The organism is Achromobacter sp. JD417 (assembly GCF_041879325.1).
Taxonomy (GTDB): domain Bacteria; phylum Pseudomonadota; class Gammaproteobacteria; order Burkholderiales; family Burkholderiaceae_B; genus Achromobacter; species Achromobacter mucicolens.
This window is the reverse complement of the sequence record NZ_CP087159.1, coordinates 6,012,008-6,034,605: the sequence shown is the minus strand read 5'-3', so window position 1 is coordinate 6,034,605 and position 22,598 is coordinate 6,012,008. Positions and strand designations below refer to the sequence as shown.

Genomic DNA, 22,598 nt, shown 5'->3' with positions numbered 1-22,598 from the left:
TATGTTCGACAATAAAGTTCTCATGATTACCGGCGGTACCGGGTCCTTTGGACATACGGTGCTCAAGCGTTTCCTTTCCACGGATGTGCGAGAGATCCGCGTCTTCAGCCGCGACGAAAAAAAACAAGAGGACATGCGCATTGCCTTGGCCGACGACAAGGTCAAGTTCCACATCGGTGACGTGCGCGATTACGACAGCATCGCCCAGGCGATGATCGGCGTGGACTATGTGTTTCACGCGGCGGCACTCAAGCAGGTGCCGTCCTGCGAGTTCTATCCCATGGAAGCGGTCAAGACCAACGTGCTCGGCACGGAAAACGTCCTGAACGCGGCGATTGCAGCGGGCGTGCAGCGTGTGGTCGTGCTGAGCACGGACAAGGCGGTGTACCCGATCAACGCCATGGGCATCTCCAAGGCAATGGCCGAGAAGCTGGTGGTGGCCAAGTCCCGCGTCGCCGTCAATAACGGTCCGGTGATCTGCGCGACGCGCTACGGCAACGTGATGGCCTCGCGCGGGTCGGTGATTCCGCTGTTCATCAGCCAGCTGAAGACGGGCGAACCGCTTACCGTCACCGATCCCAACATGACGCGCTTCCTGATGTCGCTCGAGGATTCGGTGGACCTGGTGCTGCATGCGTTCGAGCACGCCAAGCAAGGCGACATCTTTGTGCAGAAGGCGCCGGCTTCCACCGTCGCCGACCTGGCGGTTGCGCTCAAGGAACTGATTGGCGGTGACAGCCCGCTCAAGGTGATCGGCACGCGGCACGGTGAAAAGCTGTACGAGTCGCTGATTTCGCGCGAGGAAATGGCAAAGGCCGAAGACATGGGCCGCTATTACCGGATTCCCGCCGATAACCGGGATCTGAACTACAAGAAGTATTTCGTCGAAGGCGAAACCGAGATTTCCGAGCTGGACGATTACACGTCGCACAACACGGAGCGACTGGATGTCGAAGGTGTGAAGAAGTTGCTGTTGAATCTGGAATACATCCGGGGGCAGATCGATGCTTAAGGTCATGACGCTGGTCGGCACGCGTCCGGAACTCATCAAGATGAGCCGCGTCATCGCGGAACTGGATGCGCAGGTCGATCATGTACTGGTGCATTCCGGCCAGAATTACGACTACGAACTGAACCAGGTGTTTTTCGACGACCTGCAGATTCGCAAGCCGGATTATTTTCTGGGCGCGGCGGGCGATACCGCGGCCAAGACGATCGGCGACGTCATCATCAAGTCCGACGAGATCTTCGAACAGGAAAAGCCGGACGCGCTGCTGCTGTACGGCGACACCAACACCTGCCTGGCGGTAATCGCCGCCAAGCGCCGCAAGATTCCGGTGTTCCACATGGAGGCGGGCAATCGCTGTTTCGATCAGCGCGTGCCCGAAGAGCTGAACCGCAAGGTGCTCGACCACCTGAGCGACATCAACATGGTCCTGACCGAGCATGCGCGCCGCTACCTGATCGCCGAAGGCATCCGTCCCGAGACGATCATCAAGACCGGTTCGCACATGCAGGAAGTGCTGGCGTACTACATGGACGACATCCAGAAGTCGGACGTGCTGGCGCGCGAAGGCCTGACCGAAGACAAGTTCTTCCTGGTCAGCGTGCACCGCGAAGAAAACGTGGACACGCCGCAGAACCTGCGCGATCTGCTCGACACGCTGCGCCACCTGGCCGACACGTACGAATACCCGATCATCGTGTCGACGCACCCGCGCACCCGCAAGCGCCTGGAGGCGTTGGGCGACGCGCTGGACCATCCGCTGATCCGCTTCGTCAAGCCGTTTGGTCTGCTTGACTACATCAAGCTGCAGATGGGCGCATTCTGCGTGCTGTCCGATAGCGGCACGATCACGGAAGAAGCGTCGCTGCTGAACCTGCCGGCCATCACCGTGCGCAATGCGCACGAGCGTCCCGAAGGCATGGACGAGGGCACGTTGATCATGAGCGGCCTGAAGGCCGAGCGGGTGGCCGACGCGGTTCGTGTGGTCACCAGCCAGCATCGCCGCGGCGAGCGCGTGATTCCCGTGGTCAAGGACTACGAAGGCGGCCCGGTCTCCAAGCAGGTCGTGCGCGTGGTGTTGAGCTATACGGACTATGTGAACCGGACTGTGTGGTCGAAATCCTGAACCGTCACCTGACTGCTGAATCATGCCTACAGTGATTTTCTGGTGCATTCTGGCGGCGGCCTTGGGTCTGGCCTGGGTACTTACCGGCGCGCTGCGCCGGTATGCCTTGGCCAGCCGCAGGCTGCTTGACGTCCCGAACAGCCGTAGTTCGCATGTGGTCACCACCCCGCGTGGCGGCGGCGTGGCCTTTGTGTTGAGCTTTCTGCTCGGCCTGCCGGTGCTTGTCTGGCTGGGCCTGCTGCCCGCGGTGACCGCGGTGGCGTTGGGCGGAGCGGGCACGGCCGTGGCCATCATCGGATTTCTGGACGACCGCGGCCATGTCGCGGTCCGCTGGCGGCTGCTGGTTCATTTTGGCAGCGCGGTCTGGCTGATGGCCTGGTTTGGCGGGCTGCCCGCGGAAGCGCTGGGTCAGGCGTCCGCGTTCTGGGCGGCCGTGGCTAGCGTGCTGGGTGTCTTTGCGCTGGTCTGGCTGCTCAACCTGTACAACTTCATGGATGGCATCGACGGCCTGGCTGCGTCGGAAGCGATCTGCGCGGCGGTCGGGGCAAGCGTGATCTACGTTCTGACCGGCCATGAAGGCGCCATTGTGGCGCCCCTGCTGCTGGCTGCGGCCGTGGCGGGTTTTCTGTTGTGGAATTTCCCGCCGGCGCGCATTTTCATGGGCGATGCCGGCAGCAGCTTTCTGGGAATCGTCCTGGGTGGTTTGGCACTGCACGGCGCGTGGCAGCAACCGGCCTTGCTGTGGGCCTGGCTGATCCTGCTGGGCGTCTTTGCCGTGGATGCAACCTGGACGCTCTTGCGACGGCTTGGACGCGGCGAGCGCGTCTATCTGGCACATCGCATGCACGCGTACCAGCACGCCACGCGACGCTTCGGCGCGCACAAGCCGGTCCTGCTGACGGTGATTGCGTTGAATGTGTTCTGGCTGTTCCCCATCGCGCTTTGCGTGGCGCGCGGCTGGCTCTCTCCGCTGGCAGGTGTGCCTTTGGCGTATGGCCCTTTGCTGGCGCTTGCGATAGGCTGCAAGGCGGGCGTGCCCGAGAACCCCGGGCACCATCCGCAGGCGTCATAAGACGGCGCCGAGGAAACCTCCGTTATGTGTTTTTCGCGGTCCGCTTCAGTGGCGGCCGTATTGCTACACTTTCATTTCGAGTCTTGGATTGAGACCACGAAGACCAAACGCCCACAATGACGAGCGGCATGAGTTTCCGGCAGATGCCGCTCGGTTGGGGTGACAAAAAGGGACAATAAGAGACGATGGCGAGATCGCTAGTGATTATCGGGGCGGGCATGCACGGACGCGCGGTGGCTGAGGCCGCCGAGCTCAGCGGCCATTGGCAGGAAATCCTGTTTGTGGACGACCGCTGGCCCGCCTTGCAGGAGACCGCTGGCCGCAAGGTCGTGTCCAATCTGGCGGGCCTGAGCGGCTTGGCGGCCGATCAGGCCCAGGCGATTGCGGCAGTTGGCAATAACGCGTTGCGCGCCGGCTGGGTCAAGGCCATCGAAGCTGCGGGCTTGCCCCTGGCGACGGTGATTCATCCGGCGGCCTGCGTCAGTCCCAGCGCCACCATCGAGGCAGGCACTGCCATTCTGGCGATGGCGATGGTGGGGGCGAGCGCCTATATTGGCACGGGGTCCATCCTGAACGCGCACAGCACCGCGGATCACGATACCCATCTGGAAAACTATGCGCACCTGGGCACCGGCGTGCATCTGGCCGGCGGCGTGAAAGTCGGCGCCGGCGCCTGGCTTCAGGCGGGCTGCTGCGCGGGCTATGGCGTGGTCGTTCCCCCGGACACGGTGTATCCCCCGGGAACCGCTTTGAGCAATTGATTCGCCTTGTCCGAATTTGTTGTCAATCCTTTAACTGGACGTCGCTGGACGTAAATCGTGCCATTACCCATCGCTTTTCGTTCCCTCATGGTGTTTCTGTTCGACCTGTTGGCGGCCCTCGTCGCCTGGGTGGGGGGCTTTCTACTGCGCTTCAATTTCGAATGGCCGGTGGGTTACGGCAACCAGATGCTGTTCGGCCTGCCGCTGCTGCTGATCGTGCACGCGATCGCTTGCCGTTGGGCCGGTCTTTATCGCGGCATATGGCTCTTCGCCAGCCTGCCCGACCTGAAGCGCGTCCTGAAGGCCGTGGCGGTCTCGGCGATCGCGCTGCTGATCGTCGCCAACCTGGTTCCCCCCTCGTTTTCGATTCCCCGCTCGCTGTTCCTGCTGTACCCGCTGCTGCTGCTCCTGTTCATGGGCGGCGGCCGGGCGGCGTGGCGGATGTGGAAGGAGCACCGGCTGTACGGCGGCCTGATCGCCCAAGGCAAACCCGTGGTGCTGGTGGGGGCGGGCATGCGCGCCGCTTCGCTGGTGCGCGAGCTTGAGCGCAGCCCGGACTGGCAGGTCGTCGCGCTTGTCGACGACAACCCCAAGAAGTGGGGCCGGGAACTGGGCGGATATCCCGTCGTGGGATCGCTGGATCGCCTGCCCAGCGTGTTGCAGGAATTCAAGGCGCGGCACATCATCCTGGCCATGCCGGGCGCGTCGGCCGACGTCAAGCGCCGCGTGACGGAGTTGGCCGTGCATTCGGGTGCGCAGGTATTCGTGCTGCCCGAGGTGGACGACCTGATGAGCGGACGCGTCGCCATCAGCCAGATGCGGCCTGTCGAGATCGAGGATCTGCTGGGCCGCGACCCGGTGCAGATCGACTCGGCCCACGTCAGCACCCTGTTGCGGGGCACCACCGTGCTCGTGACCGGGGCCGGCGGGTCGATCGGCAGCGAGCTTTGCCATCAGCTCGTGCGCTTTGCGCCGGCGCGCGTCGTGCTGGTCGAAACGAGCGAATACGCGCTCTACAAGATCGAACAATGGTTTTCCACGCATTGGCCGGGCGTCAGCCTGATCACGCTGGCGGGCGATGTGAAGGACGCCGACCGCATGGACGAGATCTTTGCGCGCTACCGGCCGCAGGTGATCTTCCACGCCGCCGCGTACAAGCATGTCCCCCTGATGGAGGTCGACAACGCGTGGCAGGCGGTGCGCAACAACGTGGGCGGCACGCTGGTCGTGGCCCAGTGCGCGCAGCGGCACAAGGCTGAACGCTTCGTCCTGATTTCCACCGACAAGGCGGTCAACCCCACCAATGTCATGGGCGCGACCAAGCGCCTGGCCGAGATGGTTTGCGAGGCCTTCCAGGCCGAAAAGGGTGGGACGCGCTTTGGCATCGTCCGATTCGGCAACGTGCTGGGCAGCACCGGCAGCGTCATCCCGAAATTCCATCAGCAGATCCAGCACGGCGGGCCGGTCACGGTCACGCATCCGGACATCACCCGCTATTTCATGTCCATTCCCGAAGCCGCGCAGCTGGTGTTGCAGGCGGCCGCCATGGGAGACGGGGGCGAGATCCATGTGCTGGACATGGGGTATCCGGTCAAGATCGTGGATTTGGCACGCAACATGATTCGCCTGTCGGGGTACGACGAAGAGCAGATCCGGATCGAGTTCACCGGGTTGCGGCCAGGCGAAAAGCTCTATGAAGAATTGCTGGCCGATTGCGAACAGACGCGGCCGACGCCGCATACCAAGTTGCGCATCGCCCGCTCGCGGCCCGTGCCGCCGGCGTTCCTGCGTGAATTGACCGAATGGCTCGAGAGCAGCAAGACCTACAGCGACGAAGTCGTGCGCGCCGGGTTGTTGCGATGGGTGCCGGAGTACACGCCCAAGGCGCATGAGGCCGGGTCTGAAGGGATGGCGGGCGTTTCCGCGCGCACGGAGGCCTCGTCATGATGGCCGGCACCGATCCGCGTCGCGTGGGCGTGCTGGGCGCGACCAGCCTGGTGGGCCCCGCGCTGCTGAGCGAACTGAAGGCCCAATCATTCGCGCCCATCGCCTATTCCCGCCGGCGCGCCGCGTCCGCGGACGATGGCGTCCAGTGGCGCGCGCTTCCCGAGGCCGGCGGCAAGCCGGAATCGGTGTTTGGCGAACAAGATATTCCGGTATGGGTGTCGCTGGCGCCCATCTGGATCCTGCCGCAATATTTCGACGCGCTGCGCGCCAGCGGGGCCAAGCGAATTGTCGCCCTGTCCTCGACCAGCCGGTTCACCAAGACGTCGTCTTCGGTTGAATCCGAACAGGCCCTGGCGCGCAAGCTGATCGACGCCGAGGCCGCGCTGATCGCCTGGGCTGAAGCGGCCGGCGTCGAGTACGTGATCCTGCGTCCGACCCTGATCTACGGGGGCGAGCACGACGGCAACATTTCCGAAATTGCCCGTTTCATCCGCCGGTTCGGCATGTTCCCGGTGTTTGGCGCCGCGCGCGGCCTGCGTCAGCCCGTCAAGGCCGCCGATATCGCGGCGGCAAGCGTTGCGGCCGTCACCGCGCCGGCGGCGGGCAATCAGGCGTACAACCTGTCGGGCGGCGAAACCCTGCAATACCGGCAGATGGTGGCCCGGGTGTTCGCGGCGATGGGCAAGCGCCCGCGCATCCTGACCGTGCCGCTGGGCATCTTCAAGCTTGCGCTGGCCGGCGTGCGCCTCGTGCCGCGCTATAGGCACTGGTCGGTCGGCATGGCCGAACGCATGAACGAAGACCTGGTGTTCGCGCATGACGACGCTCAGCGCGACCTGGGCTATCGGCCATCAAAGTTCGAACCCTAGGCAAGGCAGCGGGCGCGCATGGATCCGGCGGTTTGTTGTAAATTGCCGGAATTCTCGCGATTTTCCATTGCCTTTCAATTGGTCCAAGCAACCGTGATCGACGCTTGCACACGGCCTGAACCATTGCATTCTTCTTGATGCCCACTCGCATTCTCATTGTCCGCACGTCTTCCCTGGGCGACCTCGTCCACATGCTGCCGGCGATCACGGATATCGCCCGGCATGTGCCGGACGCGCAGATCGACTGGGTCGTCGAGGAAGCGTTTGCCGAGATACCGACGTGGCATCCCGCCGTCAACGAAGTCATCAAGGTCGCGCACCGGCGCTGGCGTAAGTCGTGGTGGTCTGCCCAAGTGCGGGCCGAGCGCCGCGCGCTGCGCGAGCGCCTGCGCGCCGTGCGCTACGACATCGTCCTGGACATGCAGGCCCTCTTGAAATCGGCTTGGCTGGTGCGCCAGACGCAGGGCGTCAAGCACGGGCTGGACTGGCGGTCGGCGCGCGAACCGCTGGCCTCGCTGTTCTACAACGTGCGTCATCGCGTCGAGTTCTGGCAGCCCGCCGTGATCCGCCAGCGCAAGCTGGCCGGCCTGACGTTCGGCTACCAGCATGCCGGCCTGCCGGATTTTGGATTGCAATCCTTTGCGCGCCAGGCCACGCAGGCGCCCGAGCCGGTCGTGGAAGTGGGCAGCGGCGGCCTGAACGCCGCCGAGCTGCCCCGGCTGCATCACCTGGACACGGACCGCGGCTATGCGGTGATCATGCCGTCGGCCAGCCGCGACGACAAGCTGTGGCCCGAAGAGGACTGGCGCGTGGTGTTTCGCCGCCTGCGCGAGGCCGGCTGCACGCTCAAGCTGCTGGCGGGCAACGAACAGGAAGCCGAACGCGCCCAGCTGCTGGTGGCCGGCATGGAAGGGGCCGAGGTGATGCCCCGCATGGACCTGACCGCGGTGGCCAAGCTGCTTGCCGGCGCGCGCCTGATGGTGGGGCTGGACAGCGGCCTCACGCATCTGTCGGCCGCGCTGGGCCGTCCCACGATCGGCATCTACCGCGCATCCACGCCGGTGCGCACCCCGCTGGTCGGATCCAACTACACCGCCAGCCTGGGCGACCGCGGCGCCTCGCCGTCGCGTGAGGCCGTCATGGCCTCGGTCGAGCAGGCGCTCGCCGCGCAGTGACATGAACCGCGGCGTCTACACGCTCGCGCTGCGGACCCTGGCGCCGCTGATCTGGCTGTGGATGGCCCGCCGCGCCAAACGCGCAGGCGGCCGCTGGGAAATCTTTTCTCCCGAGCGCTTTGGCCGCCCCGAGCCCGCCTCGCAGTCGCCGGACAACCCCGTGTGGGTGCATGCCGTCAGCCTGGGCGAGACACGGGCCGCGCTGCCGCTCTTGATCGCGTTGCTGGCGCAAGGCCTGCCTGTGTTGCTGACGCACACGACGGCGACGGGCCGTGCCGAGGGCGAGCGCCTCTTCAAGGACGCAATCGCCCAGGGACAACTGCGCCAAGCCTGGCTTCCCTACGATTTTCCCGGCGCGACCCGCCGTTTCATGGCGGCGCACCGGCCGCGCTGCGGCCTGCTCATGGAGCGCGAGATCTGGCCCAATCTGCTGGCAGCGGCCCGGCAGGCCAAGGTGCCCATGGCGCTCGTCAGCGCGCGCTATTCCGCGTCGTCGCTACGGCAGGCGCGCCGGATGGGCAGCGTGATGCGCGAGGCGCTGGCGGGTCTGGACAAAGTACTGGCGCAGACGGCGGAAGATGCCGGCCGGCTGGCGCAGGCTGGGGCTCCTGCGGCCGAGATCACCGGCAATCTCAAGTTTGACCTTGTGCTGCCTGCCGCGCAGGTCGAGGCAGGACACGCCTGGCGCGCGCAACTGGGACGTTCCGTGGTGGCCGTGGCCAGCACGCGCGAGGGCGAAGACGCCCCGTTCATCGCGGCAATCAAGCGCCACGCGGCTGCACCGGGCGCGCCGCTCTTTCTGTTGATTCCGCGGCATCCGCAGCGTTTTGACGAAGCGGCGGGGCTGCTGTCGAACGCGAAAGTGCCGTTCGAACGGCGCTCGGCGGGCGCCGCCACATCGCCGGATACCGCCGTGCTGCTGGGCGACACGCTGGGCGAAATGGCTTTTTATTACGCGGCTTCGGATGTGGCGATCGTGGCGGGCAGTTTTGCGCCGCTGGGCGGCCAGAACCTGATCGAAGCCTGCGCGGCGGGCGTGCCCGTGATCGTCGGGCCGCATACGTTCAATTTCAAGCAGGCGGCCGAGGATGCCATCGAGGCCGGCGCGGCACGCCGCGCGGCGGATCCGGCGCAAGCGGTGGACGCCGCGATGGCGCTGCTAAGCGATACGGACGGCAGGCGGCAGGCGAGCAAGGCGGCCAGGGCCTGGTTCGACCAGCACGCCGGCGCGACGGCGCGCACGATGGCCGCGCTGGCGCCCTGGCTGGACGAGCCGGCTGCGCGCCGGTAAGGCGCTCGTCAAGGCACTAGTTAAGGCGTTTTGCGCGGCGTCAGCGTCACGGCGCCGGGGTTCAATTCCTGGCTGAACCGCCGCGCATCCCGGCCCTCGTCCTCGGGCCGGGCGCCCAGCCAGCCCTGTCCCAGCGCAAAGACGCCCAGGTTCGCAAGCAGGATCAGGATGAAGAGCACGCGCATGCCGGACCTTCGTCAGAAAGAGGTGTTCAAGGTGGCGCGCGCCACGGCGGCCAGCCCGTCCAGGACGGGATGGTCCAGGTAGACGGGAACGGGCGTCGCGCCAAACGCGCCGCCCGCATCGGCCAGCAGGCGTTCGATTTCTTGATGCACTTCGGGCCAGCCGCCGCCGGCCGCGTAGATCTGCGGCGTCTGGCCGTACCGCTGGCGGCCCGCCAGCCATTGGCGCACGACGGCGCCGGCCTGGGCCGCGGCAATGCCCGAGGCGATGGCCTCGTGCGTGTCCGTGGGGTAGGGCACGACCTGGCCGTTGGCGATGGGCAGGTTGGCCGTGCCGTGTGCAAGCGAGGTGCGCATCATGGCCGGGCCCGGCAGGATCAGGCCGCCCGCGAAGACGTTGTCCGGTCCGACGGTGTCGATGGTGGTGGCGGTGCCGAAGCTGGCCAGCACGAAAGGCGGATGCGTGCCCGGCAGGCGCGAGAGCACGCCTAGCAGCGATGCCCAGCGGTCGGCGCCCAGCTGGGTGGGGGTGCGATAGCTGTTGACCAGACCCAGCGTCGTTGCTTGCGACAGCGACCAGGTGACCGCGCAGCCGTGTTTGCTCAGGATGTCCGCGATGGCGTCGCCGCGGGCCGCGCCGGCGACGTTCACGCCCAACGCGCGCAGCGGCGGCCGCGGCAGGGCGGCCAGCCAGTCATCCAGCGCGTTCAGGTCCAGGCCGTCGAAGGCGACGGCCGCGGGCTCGCGCGGCATGTCCGGATTGCTGGCGTCCAGCCAACCCACTTTGAGTCGGCTGTTGCCGGAGTCGATGAGAATAATCATGCTTGGCGTCGAATCGAAATTTCACCGACCGAGATCGGTGTGGCGCCCTCGGGCGTTTGCACCAGCAGGCGGCCTTGATCGTCCACGCCACAGGCGGTGCCGCTTAGAAGAATAGCGCCCTTGTCCAGCACGTTCACCTTGCGGCCCGCCAGGGCGTCCACCTGGTCGAAACGCTGCCGGAATACGCCGAAGCCTTCGCGTTCGAGCGTGCGGACCGCTTCGTGCCAGGCCGTGGCGCTGGCGCAGACCAGGTCGGCGGCCGCAGCCGCGTGCGCGGCGCCGGCCTGCACCTGGGTCCAGTCCGCGACCTCGCGGCCCAGGGCAAGCGACAGCTCGGCCGCATCGATGAGATTCACGCCCATGCCGATCACCACGGTGTATCCGGCGTCGCGGCCGCCCGGATTGCGGGTGGTTTCCACCAGGATGCCGGCCAGCTTGGCGTCGTGCCATTGGACGTCGTTGGGCCATTTCATGCACAGGCCGCGCGGCTGGCGCCCGGCGACGGTGCGCAGCGCCTCGCAAGCGGCCACGCCGGCCAGCGGCGACAACGCGGCCAGTTGCGTGGCCGGCAGGTGCACGTCGAATGCGCACGAGAACATCAGCGTGGAGCCCGAGCGGTTCTGCCACGGGCGGCCGGCGCGGCCCCGGCCGGTCTCCTGCAGATGCGTGCCCAGCAGCCAGGGCTTGCCCGCGCCGGCGCCCGAGCGCGCGCGCGCAAGCAGGTCGGCATTGGTCGATCCGGTGCTGCGGGTCCAGGCAATGTCCTGGAAGGCGGGCAGGCGGTCCGCGAGCGTCCGGGCAAGCGTTTCCGGGGCGGGCAGGTCGATGGGGCAAACGGGGGCGGGCATGGCCGCGATTGTAGGGCACGCGGGCCGCGCTCGCGGCTGCGGGGCCCCAGCGTTTATGATTGGCGATACATTTTGCATCGGTACCCCGACGACATGCCGCATTCCGCACTGCTTGCGACCGCCGCCGCGCCTTTTCGCTACGAAGGCGGGGTTTGCCACGTGGGCGGCGATTGGAGCGTCCTGGCGCTGGCCGAGTCGGGCGAGGTCGAACGAAGGCGCGCGGCCCTCGCGCAGGCGGCCAAGGACGGCGCCCGTTGGGACATGCACAGCATCCATCGGCTGGACACCATCGGCGCGCTGATCATCTGGCAGGCCTGGGGCGAGAAGCTGCCCGAGCGCGTGCGCTGGGGCGCCGGGCAGCAGGATGTCTTCAACACGCTGGCGATGAACAAGGGCGAGACGCCCGCGGCGGCGCCCAAGCCCGAGACATGGTCGTGGGTACGCGCCACCGGCGGCGCCGTCCTGCAGGCCGCCGAAAACGGCAAGGCGCTGCTCATCATGCTGGGCCAGCTCGTGCTGGATGTCGGCGCCATGCTGCGCCGGCCCTGGCTGGGCCCGTGGCGCGAGATTTCCGCGCAGGTGTACCGGACCGGCGCGCAGGCGCTGGGCATCACGGCGCTGGTGGGCTTTCTGATCGGCGTGGTGCTGTCTTACCTGTCGGCCCAGCAGCTTCAGATGTTCGGCGCCGACCGCTTCATCGTGCGCCTTTTGGGGGTCTCCATCGTGCGCGAGCTGGGACCGGTGCTTGCGGCGATCCTCGTGGCCGGCCGGTCGGGATCCGCGATTACGGCGCAGATCGGGGTGATGCGCGTGACGCAGGAACTGGACGCGATGCTGGTGATGGGCATTTCGCACGGCCAGCGCCTCATCCTGCCGCGGGTGGTGGCGCTGGCGGTCACGATGCCGCTGCTGGTGCTGTGGACCAGCACCATGGCGCTCCTGGGCGGCATGCTGGCGGCGATGGCGCAGCTGGGCGTGTCCGCGCAGTGGTTCCTGCAATCGCTGCCCGATGCGATCTCGCTAACCAATTACTGGATCGGCATGCTCAAGGGCGTGACCTTCGGCATCCTGATCGCGCTCATTGCGTGCCACTTCGGCCTGCGCATCCAGCCCAACACCGAAAGCCTGGGACGCGGCACCACGACATCCGTGGTTACGTCGATCACGGGCGTGATTCTGCTGGATGCGGTGTACGCGGTCATCTTCAGCACGGTGGGCATCTGATGAATAGCGCCGCGCAGCACCGGCTGTTTACCGAAGAGGGCGTGACCGTCGAGCCGGTCATCACCGTGCGCGGCCTTCGCACGGCCTTCGGCGATCACGTGGTGCACGAGAACCTGGACCTGACGGTGTTTCCGGGAGAAATCCTGGTGCTGGTCGGCGGCTCGGGCACGGGCAAGACGGTGCTGCTGCGGCAGATCATCGGGCTGGACGTGCCGGCCGCGGGCACCGTGAAGGTGCTGGGGCATACGCTTTCGGAACTGTCTCCGGGCGAACGCCGGCGCCTGTCATACCGCTGGGGCATGCTGTTCCAGGCGGGCGCGCTTTTCTCGGCGCTGTCGGTGTTCGACAACGTGGCGCTGCCGCTTCGCGAATTGCGCACGGTGCCCGAAGACCTGGTGCGTGACGTGGTCATGTGCCGGCTTGCGATGGTGGGCCTGTCGTCGCGCGATGCGGACAAGCGTCCCTCGGACCTGTCCGGCGGCATGGTCAAGCGCGTGGCGCTGGCGCGCGCGCTGTCGCTGGACCCGGAATTGCTGTTCCTGGACGAGCCCACGGCGGGGCTCGATCCGCTGCGGTCCGACGAATTCGTCGACCTGGTGCGCAGTTTGCACCGGCAGCTTGGCTTTACCGTCGTCATGGTGACGCACGACCTGGACACGCTGCTGGCGCTGGCCACGCGCGTGGCCGTGCTGGCCGAGAAACGGGTGATCATTTGCGACACGGTGCCTGAAGTCCTGAAGTTCGATCACCCGTTCATTCATACGTTCTTCCTGGGCGAGCGCGGCTTGCGCGCGCTGGGAGATTTGGCACCGAAGGGAATGCACCATGGAAAACCGTAGTCATGCGCTCATGGCCGGTATCTTCACGCTGGTCCTGCTGGCTGCCGCGACGCTGACGGCCATCTGGATCGGCCGCGACCGGACGCAATTGCAGCCATACGAAATCATTTCGGCCACGGCCGTCACCGGCCTGAATCCGCAATCGGCCGTGCGGTACCAGGGCGTGCCCGTGGGCCGCGTGCAGTCGCTGGCGCTCAATCCCGACAAGCCGGGGCAGGTGCGTATCCGTATCGGCGTGGCTCCCAACACGCCGATCACCGAATCGACCTGGGCCGAACTGGGCGTGCAGGGCGTGACCGGCATGGCCAACGTGGACCTGCGCGATGACGGCTCGTCGCTCAAGCGCCTGACGTCCACCGCCGAGCATCCGGCCGCCATTCCGCTGCGTCCGGGCTTTCTGGACCGCATCGAAAAGCGCGGCGACAAGCTGATTTCCAACGTCGAGGTGGCGACGGAGCAATTGAAGCGCGTGCTGAGCGAACAGAACGTGCAGGCCCTCACGGCCAGCCTGCAGAACGCCACCGACATCTCGCAGTCCCTGAAGGACGCCACCCGTGATCTGGCGCCCACGCTGGCCAAGCTCGGTCCGCTGATGGATTCCTTGAACACTACCTCGCGCCAGGCCGACCGCGCCGCGCGCGAGATCGGCGACCTGGCCCAGCAGGCCCGCCAGTCGCTCGCGCGATTGAACGCGCCCGACGGCCCGCTGGCCGTCGCGACCCGCAGCCTGAACGACATCGCGCTGGCCGCCGCGCGGCTCGATGGCGAGACCTTGCCGGCCTTCACCACCATGGCCAACGATGTCAGCACGGCCGCACGGGGCGCCACCACCACCTTGCGCCGTGTGGACAGCACGCCGCAATCGTTCCTGTTCGGTCCCGCGCCCATTGCGCCGGGACCCGGCGAGCCCGGCTTTGCCGGATTCCGGAGATAGATCCCATGAAGATGCGCAGCGCCATTCTGATCCTGACCCTGGCCCTGGCCGGTTGCGGCATCGGCCGCGTGGACGCGCCGCCCCAGTTGTTCGACCTGGGGCTGGACGCGCGGCCCGTGCCTGCCTTGCCGGCGCGCGATCCGATCGCGCTGTCGTTCCAGGCCGCGCCGGGGCTGTCCGACACCGGCATGATCTGGCGCGTGGGCGACAGCGCCGCGCCCCGGTCGTACGCCACCTATCGCTGGGCGGCGTCGCCCGCCGAGCTGGTGCGCCAGCGCATCACCGATCGCCTGTCGCGCCAGGGCGCGGTGCTGGGCGACCGCGTCACGTTGCAGACGCCGCAATTGCAGGTGTCGCTGGCGCAGTTCGAGCAGGTGTTCACCGAGGACGGCCAGTCGAGCCAGGGACGCCTGCTGCTGCAAGCCGTGTTGCTGAACGGGCGCGAGGTCGTGGGCCAGAAGCGCATCATGGTGGCCGCGCCCGCGCCCACGCAGGATGCCGCAGGCGGCGTGGCCGCGCTGCGCCAGGCCACCGACGAGGCCAGCGACCAGCTTGCGCAATGGCTGGCGGCGACGCTGCGACCGCCTGCCGCCGCGCGCGGAAAGTGAGCTCGGGCTCGCGCTTGCGCGCGCCGTTGACGGTTGACCCGGATTTCGCCGCGCGGGCCGGGCGGTTAACATCGTTCCTTTTTCCGCACGTTGAGTCCCGCCATGTCCGCACGCACTGAAACCCACGCTTTCGTCGGCGCCGCCGGCCGTATCGATTGCGCCATCGACTGGCCCGCCGACGCGCCGCGCGGCTGGGCGCTGGTGCTGCATCCGCATCCGCTGCAGGGCGGCGCACGCGAGAACAAGGTGGTCACGACCTTGTCGCGCGCCTGCGTGCAGCACGGCCTGGTGGCGGTGCGTCCCAACTTCCGCGGTGTCGGCCACTCCGAGGGCGTGTTCGACAAATCCGTCGGCGAAACCGAAGACATGCTGGCCGTCGTGGCGCAGATGCGCGAGCTGCACCCCGAGCTGGCGCAGGCGCCGTGGGTGCTGGCGGGATTCTCGTTTGGCACGGCGGTCGCCGCGCAGACCTACGCCGCGCTGGCCGAGCAGGGCGACGCCGTTCTGCCGTCGGCGCTGATGCTGATGGGGCCGGCGGTCAACCGCTTCCAATCGCACGAAGTGCAGGTGCCCGACGACACGCTGATGGTGCATGGCGAAGAGGACGAGGTGGTGCCGTTGTCCGAAGCCATGGACTGGGCGCGGCCGCGTTCGATTCCGGTCGTGGTGGTGCCTGGCGCCTCGCATTTTTTCCACGGCAAGCTGCTCGTGCTGCGTCAGCTGGTGCAGGCCCGCCTGAAGGTCGCGCTGGACTGAAACGGGCCTTGCCGCCGCGGCAGGTTGCATCAGGTTGCATGTTTTAGGCGCGCAGGGAACCCTGCGCGGCCGGGATGGGTCTGATCGACTGCCTATAATTGTCAGCCACTTGGCCCGCGCCGGCGGGCGTCATTCCTGGACCCACGTTGCCGATGAAGAAATTGCCTCACTCCGCTCAATCCCCCGTTGTCTTTACCCGCCGCCTGATCTCGGGCGCCGTGTTGTCAGCGATGCTGGCGGCCTCACTGCCGGCGTGGGCGCAGCAGGCGCCAGCCGCACCCGCCGCCGCGCCGGCCGCGACGGCCCCGGCGCCGTCGCCCTCGGGTGCAGTGCCTGTTGGCGACGTGTCGGCCGTCCCGGCTCCCACCATCGCGGCCAAGGCCTGGATCGTCATCGATGTGAATAGCGGCCAGACGCTGGCCGCATCCAACCCCGACATGAAGGTCGAGCCGGCCTCGCTCACCAAGATCATGACGGCCTACGTCGTGTTCAACGCGCTGGACGAAAAGCGCCTGACGCTGGAGCAGACCGTGCCGGTGTCCGAGCACGCGTGGCGCACGGGCGGCTCGCGCATGTTCATCGAGCCGCGCAAGCCGGTCACGGTGGACGAACTGAACCAGGGCATGATCGTGCAATCGGGCAACGACGCCTCCGTGGCGCTGGCCGAAGCCGTGGGCGGCAGCGAATCTGCCTTTGCCGCGCTGATGAACCAGGAAGCCGAGCGCCTGGGCATGAAGAACACGCACTTCATGAACGCCACGGGCCTGCCCGATCCCCAGCACGTGACGTCCACGCGCGATCTGGCCACGCTGTCCGCGCACCTCATCACGGATCACCCGGACTTCTTCCACTACTACAAGCAGAAGAGCTACACCTACAACAAGATCACGCAGCCCAACCGCAATCGCCTGTTGTGGGCCGACCCCTCGGTCGATGGCATGAAGACCGGCCATACCGACTCGGCCGGCTACTGCCTGGTCTCCACCGCCATGCGCGGCGACCGCCGCATCCTGGTGGTCGTGGTGGGCACCGACAGCGAAGCGACCCGCGCCGAAGAAAGCCTGAAGCTCCTGAACTGGAGCTTCCAGAACTTCGACACGGTCAAGCTGTTCGACAAGAGCCAGCCGGGCATCGACGCCCGCGTCTGGGAAGGCACCGCCGAAAACGTCAAGCTGGGTCCGCCCAATCCGGTTTCCATCGCCGTGCCGCGCGGCAAGGCCGGCGACTTGAAGCCGGTTGCCCAGCGCACCGATCCGCTGATCGCGCCGCTGGCCAAGGGTCAGCAGGTCGGCACGCTGCAGTTCACGCTGGACGGCAAGGTGCTGCGCACGGAACCGCTGGTGGTGCAGGACGCCGTCGAGCGCGCCGGGTTCTTTGGCCGCATGGTCGACACCGTCAAGCGCTGGTTCCAGTAAATCGGCGCACCGCGGCCAGGGCCGCGGGTGTAAGCTAGCAGCGGGCGTTTCGTGCGCGAAACGCCCGTTTTGCATTCTTCGGGGGCGGGCCGCGCGGCTCGTCCCTGTTCCATTTCAAATTCAGGAGTGCCTCATGATTCCGGGCGTGCCGGGCGAAAGCCAGGTGTATCTCAACGGTGAATTCCTGCGCATGGACGAGGCCAAGGTCTCTGTCCTGGACCGCGGCTTCATTTTCGGCGACGGCATTTACGAAGTCGTCCCCGTGTACCAGGGCAATGCGTTCCGCATGGCCGAACACCTTGACCGTCTTGACCGCAGCCTGGCCGCCTTGCGCATCGCGCAGCCGTTCGACCGCAGCGGGTGGATCAACCTGATCGAGCAGTTGCTGGACCGCTCCAACCTGGACACCTGCATCGTCTATCTGCAAGTGACGCGCGGCGTGGCCAAGCGCGACCATCCGTTCCCGTCGCCGGCCGTCACCCCCACGGTGTTCGGCATGATCGCGGCCTGGTCGCCGCCGACGGCCGCGCAACGCGCACAGGGCCTGTCCGCCATCAGCATCCCCGACGAACGCTGGCTGCACTGCGAGATCAAGTCCGTGTCTCTGTTGGGCAACGTGCTGGCCAAGCAGCAGGCCGTGGATGCGCAGGTGGACGAAGTCCTGCAGTTCCGCGACGGCTACCTGACCGAAGGCGCGTCCACCAATATCTGGGTCGTGTCCGGCGGCAAGCTGCTGGCCCCGCCCAAGAACAATCTGATCCTCGAAGGCATCCGCTACGGCCTGATGGGTGAACTGGCCGCCGAGGCCGGCATCCCGTTCGAGTCCCGCCGGATCTCGCAAGCCGAGGTGGAGCAGGCCGACGAGCTGATGCTGTCGTCCGCCACCAAGGAAGTGCTGGCCATCGTTTCGCTGGACGGCAAACCGGTCGGTTCGGGCAAGCCCGGCCCTGTTTTTGAGCAATTGCGTGCGGGTTATGATGCCCGCATCGCCGCGCTGTAGTCCCGGCGCGGGGCGGCCCGCTTGCGATACCTGCGGGTTGGCCGCCCGCCCCGGCGGCGCCCGTCGGCACTTGCCGGCGCGCCGCTTGCCCCCATATAAGAACATTCAGGGGCAACTCTTTTTAGGCACATCATGCACATTCCGCCCGAAGATTCGTTGATCGAATATCCCAGCGACTTTCCCATCAAGGTCATGGGCAAGCACCATCCCGACTTTGCGCAGACGCTGACCGAGGTCGTATTGCAGTTCGATCCGGCATTCGACGCCGCGACCGTCGAAATGCGGCCCAGCAAGGGCGGCAACTATCTTGGCCTGACCTTCACCGTGCGCGCGACCTCGCGCGAGCAGCTCGACGCGCTGTACCGGGCGCTGCATGGCCATCCCATGGTGTCCATCGTCCTGTAAGGCAAGACCGCTGTGATCAAGTGGCTCGCGCGGCCGGTGGACTACCTGCCGGTCTGGCAGGACATGCAGGCGTACACCAGTCAGCGCGACGCCGGCACGCCAGATGAAATCTGGCTGTGCGAGCACACGCCGGTCTACACGCTGGGCCAGGCGGGCCGGCCGGAGCACGTGCTCAACCCCGGCAACATTCCCATCGTGCATTGCGACCGCGGCGGTCAGGTGACCTATCACGGCCCCGGGCAGGTCATGGCCTACGCGCTCTTTGACCTGCGCCGCGCCGACATGTACGTCAAGGAATACGTGGCGCTGCTGGAATCGGCCGTCATCGACACGCTCGCGCAGTTGGGCGTGGGCGGGGCCTGTCGCAAGCCCGGTGCGCCGGGCGTCTATGTGCCGCATCCCGAAGGCGGTGAGCTGGCCAAGATCGCGGCGCTGGGCATCAAGATTCGCAACGGCCGCGCCTACCATGGCGTGTCGCTGAACGTCGAGATGGACCTGGCGCCGTTCCTGGGCATCAACCCCTGTGGCTACGAAGGCTTGCGCACCGTCGACATGGCGGCCTGTGGCGTGCGCCGCACGCCCACCGAGACGGGCGACGCGCTGGCGCAGAACCTGGCGCTCGCCTGGCATCGCCGAAGGAACACGAATTGAAGACCTACACCGCGGCCGAGGTCGCCGCCACCACGCCCGAACAGCTCGCCCGGCTGCGCGAATCCGGGCCGCCCGAGGAATACGCCGCCTGGATCCGCGCCGCCGCCGACCTGGGGCTGACCGAGGCGCAGACGATCTACGGGCAGATGCTGCTGGACGGCGTGGGCGTCGAACGCCAACCCGCCGAGGGACTGTCGTGGTTCAAGCGCGCGGCGCACGCCGATCACCCCATGGCCATCAACATGGTGGGGCGCTGCTATGAAAACGGCTGGGGCGTGGCGGCCGACGATACGGTCGCGGCCTACTGGTTCCGGCGTGCGGCGGACGCGGGCCTGGATTGGGGCATGTACAACTACGCGCACATGCTGCGCACGGGCCGCGGCGGCGTCACGCAGAATCAGGCGGCGGCGCTGGCGCTGTACCAGCAGGCCGCGCAGGCCGGTCACGTGAAGTCGATTGGCGTGGTGGGCCGCTATCACGAAGCGGGCGACGTGGTCCCGCAAGACCTGGAACGCGCGTTCGACTGCTATCGGCGCTGCGCCGAGGGCGGCGATTTCCGGGGCATGTTCCACCTGGGCCGCATGCTGCTGTTGCAGGGCCGCAAGGAAGACGCCGTGGCGTGGCTTGTGCGCGTTCCCGAAACCGCCACGCACGCGTTCCTGAAGGAAGCCAACGGCATGCTGCAGGACTGCGGCTTTCCTGCCCTGTACGAGGTCGCGGACTGACGCGGATCAGGTGCTGAGCCGCAGGTCCAGCACCACATCGATCATGTCGCGCTGGCCCGCGCCGCGCTCGCCCTCCAGCCGGTCCAACAGCAACTGACCGGCCCGCCGGCCCAGTTCGGCGGCGTTCACACCCAGCGTGGTCAGGCCCTGCACCCACTGCACGGCGCTGCCGTCATCCGAAAACCCCAGCACGGCCAGATCCTGCGGCACCTGCAGGTCGCGGTTGTGCGCTTCCGACACGGCGGCGGCCGCCAGCAGGTCGGACGTGCAGAACACCGCATCGAAGATCGTGTTGGTGGCCAGCAAGCGCAGAAAAGCCATGCGGCCGTCGTTCATGTGCTGGACCTCGGGCTGCACGATGTCGGCGACCCGTTCCAGGCCCAGCGCGGCGGCGCTGCCGACGAAGCCCTCGCGCCGGGCGCGCTCCCAGGGCGTGTCGGCGCTGATGCAGGCAACGCGCAAATGGCGCTTTTCGGCCAGGTGCCGCGCCGCCATGCGGCCGGCCTCGGCGTTGTCGATCGCCACCGCGCTGTCCAGCATCTGGGGCGAAACGCTCCAGGTTTCGACGACCGGAATCTCCAGCGCGGCGAGCGTGGCGCGCAGTGCAGCGTTGTCCAGGGGACCGACGACGAGGGCGGCCGCTGGCTGCAGCGCCTCCAGCCGCGGCAGCGCCGCGGCGTCGTGCCAGGGCGCCGCCGCCAGGTAATAGCCGGCGGGGCCCAGCCGCTCGCTGCACGCCTGGAGGGCGCGGGCGGTCGGGCCGGCATCCAGACGGGCGGCAATCACGGCAATCGGGGCGGGCGAGGGCAGGCAGGGCATGGCAAAAGACAGGAAATGTGTCAGGCCAGACGATAACCCAGGGCCGGCGGTCCCCGGGGGCGCGGGACGTTCCCGCGGCGGATCGGGCCGTGAGGGGTAAAATGCCTGTTTTCTCCCAGACCCGGCCGTTTTTGCGCGCCGGTCACGAAGGTGTCCCATGTCCACGCTCGCCGAGTCTCCTGTGCCCTCGAACGAATCCGCCGCCGCGCCTGCCGAGGCGGTCTACGATCCGACGCAAAAGCAGAAATCGCAGGCCAAGACGGCGCGCATTCCCATCAAGATCATTCCGGCCGAGCGCCTGAAGAAGCCCGAATGGATCCGCGTGAAGGCCGCCGCGCCCGGTTCGCGCTTCTACGACATCAAGCGCATCCTGCGCGAGCACAACCTGCACACGGTCTGTGAAGAGGCCTCGTGCCCGAACATCGGCGAATGCTTCGGCAAGGGCACCGCCACCTTCATGATCATGGGCGACAAGTGCACGCGCCGCTGCCCGTTCTGTGATGTGGGCCACGGCCGGCCCGATCCGCTGGACACCAAGGAACCCGAAAACCTGGCGCGCACCATCGCCGCCATGAAGCTGTCGTACGTGGTGATCACCTCGGTCGACCGCGACGACCTGCGCGATGGGGGCGCGGGCCACTTCGTGGACTGCATCACGCATATCCGCGAACTGTCGCCCACCACCCGCATCGAGGTGCTGGTGCCCGACTTCCGCGGCCGCCTGGACCGCGCGCTGACCATCCTGAACGCCGGTCCTCCGGACGTCATGAACCACAACCTGGAAACCGTGCCGCGTCTGTACAAGCAGGCGCGTCCGGGCTCGGACTACATGCACTCGCTGAAGTTGCTGGCCGAGTTCAAGAAGCTGCATCCGGAAGTGCCCACCAAATCGGGCCTGATGCTGGGCCTGGGCGAGACCGACGAGGAAATCCTGCAGGTGATGCGCGACATGCGCGAGCACAACGTGGACATGATCACGATCGGCCAGTACCTGCAGCCGTCCGAACACCACCTGCCGGTGCTGCGCTACGTGCACCCCGATACGTTCGCGATGTTCGAGCGCGAAGCGTACGCGATGGGGTTCTCGCATGCGGCGGTTGGCGCGATGGTGCGGTCTTCGTACCACGCCGACGAGCAGGCGCACGCGGCTGGCGTGAATTGATCGTCTGATCGGTCTGGGCGTGGCCTTGCGTGGCCGCGCCCGCTACGCCTGCGAAAAAAACTTCTCCACGCCGCAGGCCACGAGCGCATCCAGGCTCTCGTCCACATACGCGGTCCAGTCCGCCGGCGCAAAGCCGGTTGCCAACGCCAAGGCCGTCGTGTCCAGCCGTGAGTTGCGCGGCCGCGCGGCGTCTGCCGCATAGTCCGCCGACGCCACGGCGGCAATCTGCTCAGGTTTCAGCATTAGATTGACGCCCCGCTTGAGGGCGCCCGCGACAAGGTACTGCGCATAGGCATGCCAGCTTGTGGAGCCGGCAGCCGCGACGTGATAAAGCCCCGACGGCAGCCCCCGCGCCTGATGCAGGGCGATGCAGCGCACCGTGGTTTGCGCGATCAGCGAAGCGGGCGTTGGCGTGCCGTGCTGGTCCGCCACGACATGTAGCGATGCACGCGTGCGGGCCAGGTTCAGGATCGTGCGAAAGAAATTGTGCCCGTGCAGCGAATGGATCCAGCTGCAGCGCAGCACCAGCGCCTGGCAACCGCTTGCCGCAATGGCGCGTTCTCCGGCCAGTTTGGTGGCGCCATACACATTGATGGGATTGGGCGCGTCGGCTTCGGTGTAGGGCCGCGCAAGCGCGCCGTCAAAGACGTAATCCGTGGAGTAGTGAACCAGCAGCGCGCCGCTGGCCGCAGCGTGCCGTGCCAGCGTGGACACCGCCACCGCGTTCACCTGGGCGGCTGCTTCGGGTTCGCGCTCGGCTTGGTCGACTGCGGTCCATGCGGCCGCGTTGACGATGATGTCCGGGCGATGCGCGTGCAGCACCGCGGTAATGGCCCCCTGGTCGCGCAGATCCAGGGCATCCCGGCCCAGCGCCGTCAGATCGCCCGCCGCCGGCAGGACGGCCTGCAGCGCACGGCCCAGCTGGCCGTCCTTGCCCAATAACAGGATGCTTGGCATGAGG

The 22,598-nt window shown here is 67.1% G+C and carries 24 protein-coding genes; 19 read left to right on the top strand and 5 right to left on the bottom strand.

Translation table 11 applies throughout. From position 1 onward, the window contains the following. The first annotated feature begins 1 nt into the window (after position 1). The 8 genes from LN047_RS27750 to LN047_RS27715 all read left to right on the top strand — a co-directional run bounded on the left by LN047_RS27750 (position 2) and on the right by LN047_RS27715 (position 9,247). On the top strand, positions 2-1,012 hold the full coding sequence (locus LN047_RS27750; RefSeq protein ID WP_056327192.1) for a polysaccharide biosynthesis protein: 1,011 nt from the start codon (positions 2-4) through the stop codon (positions 1,010-1,012). After that, positions 1,005-2,132 carry a non-hydrolyzing UDP-N-acetylglucosamine 2-epimerase gene (wecB, locus tag LN047_RS27745; RefSeq protein ID WP_056327194.1) on the top strand — a complete coding sequence of 376 codons (1,128 nt, stop codon included), beginning with the start codon at positions 1,005-1,007 and terminating at the stop codon, positions 2,130-2,132. Before LN047_RS27750 ends, wecB begins: the two co-directional genes overlap by 8 nt. A 22-nt stretch (positions 2,133-2,154) precedes the next feature. Continuing rightward, positions 2,155-3,204: a glycosyltransferase family 4 protein gene (locus LN047_RS27740; protein WP_373980774.1), complete on the top strand. Its 1,050-nt coding sequence runs from the start codon at positions 2,155-2,157 to the stop codon at positions 3,202-3,204. A 218-nt stretch (positions 3,205-3,422) separates the two neighbouring features. After that, on the top strand, positions 3,423-3,965 hold the full coding sequence (locus LN047_RS27735; RefSeq protein WP_373980773.1) for an acetyltransferase: 543 nt from the start codon (positions 3,423-3,425) through the stop codon (positions 3,963-3,965). Between the two features lie 57 nt (positions 3,966-4,022). Continuing rightward, entirely contained in the window at positions 4,023-5,912 is a 1,890-nt protein-coding gene (locus LN047_RS27730) for a polysaccharide biosynthesis protein (protein ID WP_373980772.1), read from the top strand. Next, complete coding sequence (locus LN047_RS27725) at positions 5,909-6,781, top strand: NAD-dependent epimerase/dehydratase family protein (protein ID WP_373980771.1); 873 nt, start codon at positions 5,909-5,911, stop codon at positions 6,779-6,781. The genes LN047_RS27730 and LN047_RS27725 overlap by 4 nt, the downstream gene beginning before the upstream one ends. A 137-nt stretch (positions 6,782-6,918) precedes the next feature. Further along, positions 6,919-7,956, top strand: coding sequence for a lipopolysaccharide heptosyltransferase I (waaC, locus tag LN047_RS27720; RefSeq protein ID WP_062838855.1), 1,038 nt, complete (start codon positions 6,919-6,921; stop codon positions 7,954-7,956). Position 7,957: 1 nt separating this feature from the next. After that, the gene (locus LN047_RS27715; protein ID WP_373980770.1) at positions 7,958-9,247 is read left to right on the top strand and encodes a 3-deoxy-D-manno-octulosonic acid transferase; all 1,290 of its coding nucleotides are present in this window, start codon (positions 7,958-7,960) and stop codon (positions 9,245-9,247) included. Positions 9,248-9,267: 20 nt separating this feature from the next. On the opposite strand, the gene LN047_RS27710 is transcribed toward LN047_RS27715, so the two are convergent. Genes LN047_RS27710 through LN047_RS27700 form a run of 3 tightly spaced genes read right to left on the bottom strand, consistent with a single transcriptional unit; the run spans position 9,268 to position 11,099 of the window. Beyond that, positions 9,268-9,432 carry a hypothetical protein gene (locus LN047_RS27710; protein WP_174245407.1) on the bottom strand — a complete coding sequence of 55 codons (165 nt, stop codon included), beginning with the start codon at positions 9,430-9,432 and terminating at the stop codon, positions 9,268-9,270. 12 nt (positions 9,433-9,444) lie between these two features. Beyond that, positions 9,445-10,251, bottom strand: coding sequence for a type III pantothenate kinase (locus LN047_RS27705; RefSeq protein ID WP_226847557.1), 807 nt, complete (start codon positions 10,249-10,251; stop codon positions 9,445-9,447). Further along, the gene (locus LN047_RS27700; RefSeq protein WP_373980769.1) at positions 10,248-11,099 is read right to left on the bottom strand and encodes a biotin--[acetyl-CoA-carboxylase] ligase; all 852 of its coding nucleotides are present in this window, start codon (positions 11,097-11,099) and stop codon (positions 10,248-10,250) included. Before LN047_RS27700 ends, LN047_RS27705 begins: the two co-directional genes overlap by 4 nt. Positions 11,100-11,192: 93 nt before the next feature. Here LN047_RS27700 and LN047_RS27695 point away from each other — a divergent pair, with 93 nt between their 5' ends. The 10 genes from LN047_RS27695 (at position 11,193) to LN047_RS27650 (ending at position 19,656) form a co-directional block, all read left to right on the top strand. After that, positions 11,193-12,323 carry an MlaE family ABC transporter permease gene (locus LN047_RS27695; protein ID WP_373980768.1) on the top strand — a complete coding sequence of 377 codons (1,131 nt, stop codon included), beginning with the start codon at positions 11,193-11,195 and terminating at the stop codon, positions 12,321-12,323. Continuing rightward, the gene (locus LN047_RS27690) at positions 12,323-13,162 is read left to right on the top strand and encodes an ABC transporter ATP-binding protein (protein WP_056327212.1); all 840 of its coding nucleotides are present in this window, start codon (positions 12,323-12,325) and stop codon (positions 13,160-13,162) included. The genes LN047_RS27695 and LN047_RS27690 overlap by 1 nt, the downstream gene beginning before the upstream one ends. Further along, positions 13,149-14,096: an MlaD family protein gene (locus LN047_RS27685; protein ID WP_056327214.1), complete on the top strand. Its 948-nt coding sequence runs from the start codon at positions 13,149-13,151 to the stop codon at positions 14,094-14,096. Before LN047_RS27690 ends, LN047_RS27685 begins: the two co-directional genes overlap by 14 nt. Positions 14,097-14,101: 5 nt before the next feature. Continuing rightward, positions 14,102-14,704 carry an ABC-type transport auxiliary lipoprotein family protein gene (locus LN047_RS27680; protein WP_175156911.1) on the top strand — a complete coding sequence of 201 codons (603 nt, stop codon included), beginning with the start codon at positions 14,102-14,104 and terminating at the stop codon, positions 14,702-14,704. A 102-nt stretch (positions 14,705-14,806) separates the two neighbouring features. Beyond that, positions 14,807-15,460 (top strand): alpha/beta hydrolase, encoded by a 654-nt coding sequence (locus LN047_RS27675; RefSeq protein WP_056327219.1) that lies wholly within the window; start codon positions 14,807-14,809, stop codon positions 15,458-15,460. A gap of 152 nt (positions 15,461-15,612) precedes the next feature. Beyond that, entirely contained in the window at positions 15,613-16,875 is a 1,263-nt protein-coding gene (locus LN047_RS27670) for a D-alanyl-D-alanine carboxypeptidase family protein (RefSeq protein WP_142052305.1), read from the top strand. A 133-nt stretch (positions 16,876-17,008) separates the two neighbouring features. Then, complete coding sequence (locus LN047_RS27665; protein WP_056327224.1) at positions 17,009-17,875, top strand: D-amino acid aminotransferase; 867 nt, start codon at positions 17,009-17,011, stop codon at positions 17,873-17,875. Between the two features lie 132 nt (positions 17,876-18,007). After that, positions 18,008-18,280: a YbeD family protein gene (locus LN047_RS27660; protein ID WP_056327226.1), complete on the top strand. Its 273-nt coding sequence runs from the start codon at positions 18,008-18,010 to the stop codon at positions 18,278-18,280. Between the two features lie 12 nt (positions 18,281-18,292). Then, complete coding sequence (gene lipB, locus LN047_RS27655; RefSeq protein WP_152382955.1) at positions 18,293-18,931, top strand: lipoyl(octanoyl) transferase LipB; 639 nt, start codon at positions 18,293-18,295, stop codon at positions 18,929-18,931. Continuing rightward, positions 18,928-19,656: a tetratricopeptide repeat protein gene (locus tag LN047_RS27650; protein ID WP_226847555.1), complete on the top strand. Its 729-nt coding sequence runs from the start codon at positions 18,928-18,930 to the stop codon at positions 19,654-19,656. Before lipB ends, LN047_RS27650 begins: the two co-directional genes overlap by 4 nt. A 6-nt stretch (positions 19,657-19,662) precedes the next feature. Here the strand turns inward: LN047_RS27650 and LN047_RS27645 are convergent, their stop codons facing one another. Beyond that, positions 19,663-20,475 (bottom strand): LacI family DNA-binding transcriptional regulator, encoded by an 813-nt coding sequence (locus LN047_RS27645; protein ID WP_373980767.1) that lies wholly within the window; start codon positions 20,473-20,475, stop codon positions 19,663-19,665. Positions 20,476-20,632: 157 nt separating this feature from the next. Here LN047_RS27645 and lipA point away from each other — a divergent pair, with 157 nt between their 5' ends. Next, positions 20,633-21,637, top strand: a complete 1,005-nt coding sequence (gene lipA, locus LN047_RS27640; protein ID WP_056327233.1) for a lipoyl synthase — start codon at positions 20,633-20,635, stop codon at positions 21,635-21,637. Positions 21,638-21,679: 42 nt separating this feature from the next. Here lipA and rfbD read toward each other — a convergent pair whose 3' ends face one another. Next, on the bottom strand, positions 21,680-22,594 hold the full coding sequence (gene rfbD / locus LN047_RS27635) for a dTDP-4-dehydrorhamnose reductase (protein WP_373980766.1): 915 nt from the start codon (positions 22,592-22,594) through the stop codon (positions 21,680-21,682). Positions 22,595-22,598: the final 4 nt, after the last annotated feature.

Bases quoted from the DNA above. Each gene is read 5' to 3' on its own strand.
- LN047_RS27750 (WP_056327192.1), top strand. From the start codon at position 2: ATGTTCGACAATAAAGTTCTCATGATTACCGGCGGTACCGGGTCCTTT.
- wecB (WP_056327194.1), top strand. From the start codon at position 1,005: ATGCTTAAGGTCATGACGCTGGTCGGCACGCGTCCGGAACTCATCAAG.
- LN047_RS27740 (WP_373980774.1), top strand. From the start codon at position 2,155: ATGCCTACAGTGATTTTCTGGTGCATTCTGGCGGCGGCCTTGGGTCTG.
- LN047_RS27735 (WP_373980773.1), top strand. From the start codon at position 3,423: ATGCACGGACGCGCGGTGGCTGAGGCCGCCGAGCTCAGCGGCCATTGG.
- LN047_RS27725 (WP_373980771.1), top strand. From the start codon at position 5,909: ATGATGGCCGGCACCGATCCGCGTCGCGTGGGCGTGCTGGGCGCGACC.
- waaC (WP_062838855.1), top strand. From the start codon at position 6,919: ATGCCCACTCGCATTCTCATTGTCCGCACGTCTTCCCTGGGCGACCTC.
- LN047_RS27715 (WP_373980770.1), top strand. From the start codon at position 7,958: ATGAACCGCGGCGTCTACACGCTCGCGCTGCGGACCCTGGCGCCGCTG.
- LN047_RS27710 (WP_174245407.1), bottom strand. From the start codon at position 9,432: ATGCGCGTGCTCTTCATCCTGATCCTGCTTGCGAACCTGGGCGTCTTT.
- LN047_RS27705 (WP_226847557.1), bottom strand. From the start codon at position 10,251: ATGATTATTCTCATCGACTCCGGCAACAGCCGACTCAAAGTGGGTTGG.
- LN047_RS27700 (WP_373980769.1), bottom strand. From the start codon at position 11,099: ATGCCCGCCCCCGTTTGCCCCATCGACCTGCCCGCCCCGGAAACGCTT.
- LN047_RS27695 (WP_373980768.1), top strand. From the start codon at position 11,193: ATGCCGCATTCCGCACTGCTTGCGACCGCCGCCGCGCCTTTTCGCTAC.
- LN047_RS27690 (WP_056327212.1), top strand. From the start codon at position 12,323: ATGAATAGCGCCGCGCAGCACCGGCTGTTTACCGAAGAGGGCGTGACC.
- LN047_RS27685 (WP_056327214.1), top strand. From the start codon at position 13,149: ATGGAAAACCGTAGTCATGCGCTCATGGCCGGTATCTTCACGCTGGTC.
- LN047_RS27680 (WP_175156911.1), top strand. From the start codon at position 14,102: ATGAAGATGCGCAGCGCCATTCTGATCCTGACCCTGGCCCTGGCCGGT.
- LN047_RS27675 (WP_056327219.1), top strand. From the start codon at position 14,807: ATGTCCGCACGCACTGAAACCCACGCTTTCGTCGGCGCCGCCGGCCGT.
- LN047_RS27670 (WP_142052305.1), top strand. From the start codon at position 15,613: ATGAAGAAATTGCCTCACTCCGCTCAATCCCCCGTTGTCTTTACCCGC.
- LN047_RS27665 (WP_056327224.1), top strand. From the start codon at position 17,009: ATGATTCCGGGCGTGCCGGGCGAAAGCCAGGTGTATCTCAACGGTGAA.
- LN047_RS27660 (WP_056327226.1), top strand. From the start codon at position 18,008: ATGCACATTCCGCCCGAAGATTCGTTGATCGAATATCCCAGCGACTTT.
- LN047_RS27645 (WP_373980767.1), bottom strand. From the start codon at position 20,475: ATGCCCTGCCTGCCCTCGCCCGCCCCGATTGCCGTGATTGCCGCCCGT.
- lipA (WP_056327233.1), top strand. From the start codon at position 20,633: ATGTCCACGCTCGCCGAGTCTCCTGTGCCCTCGAACGAATCCGCCGCC.
- rfbD (WP_373980766.1), bottom strand. From the start codon at position 22,594: ATGCCAAGCATCCTGTTATTGGGCAAGGACGGCCAGCTGGGCCGTGCG.